Genomic DNA, 4,077 nt, shown 5'->3' on the forward strand with positions numbered 1-4,077 from the left:
GGCGGTAACGGCGGCAACGGCGGCAACGCGGGTGTCGCGGGCAACGGCGGTGGCGGTGCAGGCGGCGGTAGCAACGCTACGGCCGGTGCCGGCGGCAACGGCGGTAACGGTGCCAGCGGTGGCGCAGTGGGCACCGGCGGCGCGGCTGGCTCGGGCACGGGCACGGGCGGTATCAACGGTGTCGATGGCACCGCGGGCACGACCAGTGACGGCGGCACCGGCGGTCAGGGCGGTAACGGGCAGGGCATTGTCGCCGGCTCGTACGGCGGCTACGCCGGCGTAGCCGGGGTTCAGGCCGGTGGCACCGGCGGCCACGGTGGCACTGGGGGGCTCGGCGTAGGCGGTGCTGCGAACGGGGCTGGTGGGGCCGGTGGCGCGGGCGGCGCGGGCGCCAGCATCGTTCAGGGCGCGGGCGTCGGCAGCTCCGCGACAGCCGGTAACGGGGGCGCGGGCGGCGCGGGTGCCGCGGGCACCGGCAGCGGACCGGGCTACGGCGGCGGTGGCGGCGGTGGCGGTGGTGGCGCGGCCGTCGTTGCGACCAACGGTGGTGCCGCCAGCGGCATCGCTACCGGCAAAGACGGCGGCGCCGGCGGAAATGGCTCCGACACCGCCACCGGCGGTGACGGCGGCGTGGGCGGTCAGGGACTCATATCCGCTGACGGCGTGGGCGCCATTGCCATCGGTCAGGCCACCGGCGGCACTGGCGCCGCCGCTACCGGCAGCGGCACCGGGGGTAACGGTGGCGGCGGCTACGTCGTGACTTCCATCGGCGGTGGCGTTGCCAGCGGGACGGGCCAAGGTGGCGACGGCGGTGCCGGCATCGACGGCGGCGTCGGCGGCAACGGCGGCATCGGCAGGATCACCGCCGCGGCGGATGGCAGCGCCACCGGCACCGCCATCGCCGGCAACGGCGGCACCGGCACCGGCGTCGGCAGCATCGGTGGTGGCGGTGGCGGCGGCCAGGTCGGAGCGGGCATTGCGCCATCGGCCCCGACCGGTGGCACTGCGACCGGTACCGCTCACGGTGGTGACGGCGGCAACGCCAATGACGGGGGCATTGCCGGTAAGGGCGGCTACGGGTCGGTGCGAGCCGGCGGAGCCGGGGTTGTCGTCAGCGGCACCATGACCGGCGGTGACGGTGGTGACGCCGACGGTGCAGGTGTCACCGGCGGTCTCGGCGGTACTGCCAACATGGCTGGTATCAACGGGAGCGTCAGCGGCCAAGGCACGGCGGGCAACGGTGGTGACGGCCTCGGCGGCAACGGTGGTGACGGCGGTCGCGCGTGGATTCAGGTGACCGATTACGCGGGTGCCACAGGCAGCCACGTTACGAACGGCACCGCGATCGGCGGTGACGGCGGTGACGGCGGCTTGAACGGCACGAACGGCGCGGTCGGCGGCAACGGCGGCACTGGTGCCTGGGGCAATGTCCAGGTTTCCGGCGGGAACACCTCCACCAACGCTGTCGGTACCGGCGGCGACGGCGGCCGCGGTGGTAACGGCGGCGACGGCTTGGGCAGCGACGGCGGTAACGGCGGCAACGGCATAGGCGGTGGCCTCGGCCAGACCGGCAGCAGCACCGGCGGCAACGGCGGCAACGGCGGCCACGGCGGCATCAACGGCGGCGCCGGCGGCAACGGTGGTAGCGGCGGCTACGGCACTTCCTCGATCGGCAGCGGCCTCGCCATCGGCGGCAACGGTGGTGACGGCGGTGCGGGCGGCGACGGCTTCGACGGCGGCCTGGGTGGCAGCGGCGGCAGCGGCACCGTCACGACCATCGGCGGCGGCACCATTTCCGCCGACAGCACCGCGACCGGCGGTAACGGCGGTAACGGCGGCAACGGGACGATGACCGCCGACGGTGGCAACGGCGGCAACGGCGGCAACGGGACGATGACCGCCGACGGTGGCACCATCACCGACGGCCACGTCGCCGGGGGTGACGGCACTAACGGTGGGGCCAACGGCGTTAACGGCGCCAACGGCGCGAACAACTCGCTGACGGTCACTGGCGGCAGCGTTACTGACCTCACGGTCAGCAGTGGTCTGGACTCGGCCAACTTCGCCGGGGGCGCTGCCACGGCGACAGTCGGCAGCGGCGGCAGCATCACCAACAGCACCGTGACTGGTGGCAACGCCAGCGAGACCGCCGCCGGCGGTGCGGCGAGTATGAGCTCCACAGGGGCTGGCAGCCTCATCTCCGACAGCGCCGCGACCGGCGGCAATGGCGGGGACGCCAACGGCGGCACCGGTGGCACCGGCGGCGCGGCCAACATCGCTGCAACCAACGGTGCCCACATCACTGGTACCACCATCGTGGGTGGTGACGGCGGTGCTGGTAACAACTCCGGCACCGGCGGCGTCGGCGGTTTCGGTGAGGCAAAGGCGACCGGTGCCGGCAGCGTCATTACCGGTGACGGGCATGGCGGCAAGGGTGGTACCGGTGACGGCAGCGGGAGCCTCGGTGGTGTCGGCGGTGGCGGCTTCCTGGTTGTTGACCATGCCGGCGGAGTCATCGGCGGCGGTAACACCGCGGTCGCCCAGGGTGGAGAAGGCGGCGGCGCCACCAACGGCGGTAAGGGTGGTGACGGCAGCTGGGGTGAGCTGGAGGCTGGCTACAACACCGGTGACACCGGCAGCGGCGGCCTGTCGTATGGGAGCGCTACCGGGGGTAACGGCGGCCACGCAGACGGTGTTAACAGCATCGGCGGTAAGGGTGGCAGTGGGGTCATCCAGAGCGGCCGGGACCAGAGTGCCGGCGGTATCGGTGGTACCTCGCACGGCACCGTTCGGGGCGGTGACGGCGGCGATGCGACGGGCGGCGGCAACGGCGGTAAGGGCGCCACGGGCAGCATCTTGTCCGGCGGTGTGGGCTCGGAGGCCTCGAGTACCGCTACCATCCAGGGCGGTAGCGGCGGGGACGGCTTGAACGGCGGCACCGGCGGTAACGGCCAGACCGGCACGGTGGCGGCGTTTGGCGACGGTGCCACTGCGAGTGGCGCTGCCGTGGGCGGCAGCGGCGGTACCGGCAACGGCCCCACCAGTCGGGGCGGAGACGGTGCGCTGGGCTGGGTGCGGGCTGTCGGCGAGAACAGTGCCGTTACCAACGGTCATGCGGTCGGCGGGGACGGCGGCACGGGCAGCCTCGGTTACCGAGGTGGCGACGGCGGCGTGGCCTACGTGCAGACCAACACTGCCAACGACTCGATCACCAATGGCTCGTCGGATGGTGGCACCGGCGGCGACAGCGGCAACGGGGTCAACGGCGCTGGGGGCGGTCGGGCGCAGGTCTTCGCCGGCAACCCGAGCGGTCCGAGCACCGGTGGCAACACGATCACCGGCAGCAGCGCGGTGGGTGGCGACGGTGGAGCCGGTCATGCCGGTGGTAGCGGCTTCGTGCAGGCCACCAATGGCGCCACCATCTCTGGCAGTCACGCCACCGGTACCGACAGCAATGACACTGCCAGTGGCGGTTCATCCACGGTGACCGCCGACGGTGCCACCAGCAGTATCACCAACAGCTCCGCGACCGGCGGTACCGCCGGGACCGGCGATGCCAATGGCGGTCAGGGTGGCGCCGCGGGCGGGGCCACTGTGAGCGTCACCGACGGCGGTGCGGTGACTGGCGGCGTCGCGACCGGCGGCAACGGCGGTGGCGGTACCGACGGCGGCAAGGGCGGTGTCGGCGGTAGCGCTTCGGTCACCGCAGACGGCGCAGGCAGCTCCGTCAACGGCGGTGAGGCAAAGGGTGGCTACGGCGGCACGGGTGGTGGCGCGACCAGTAAGGGCGGTGCCGGCGGCGAGGCGGCGGTCGAAGCGCTCGGTGGTGGAGTCGTCACCGCCGGCAACGCCAACGGCGGCACCGGGGGCAACGCCACGGGCGGTGGCACCGGTGGTGCCGGTGCTGCGGGTTCGGTGGCGGCTTACGGCACCGGCGGCGCCGGTAGTGCCACCGCGACCGGAACGGGTACGGGCGGTGCCGGTGGACACGGCCTCGACGGGGGCAAGGGCGGCTCCGGTGGCGGCGGCTACATCCTGGGCGGCTACGGCACCGTGTTCGGCGACACGACCGGCAGC

General features: G+C 73.4%; 1 protein-coding gene. It reads left to right on the top strand.

Annotated elements, in window-relative coordinates:
- On the top strand, window positions 1-4,077 hold a 4,077-nt coding region (locus LI94_RS24995), incomplete at both ends, for a hypothetical protein (protein WP_046302374.1).

Origin of the sequence: Mycobacterium sp. UM_Kg27 (genome assembly GCF_000972905.1) — a bacterium.
Classification (GTDB): Bacteria; Actinomycetota; Actinomycetes; order Mycobacteriales; family Mycobacteriaceae; genus Mycobacterium.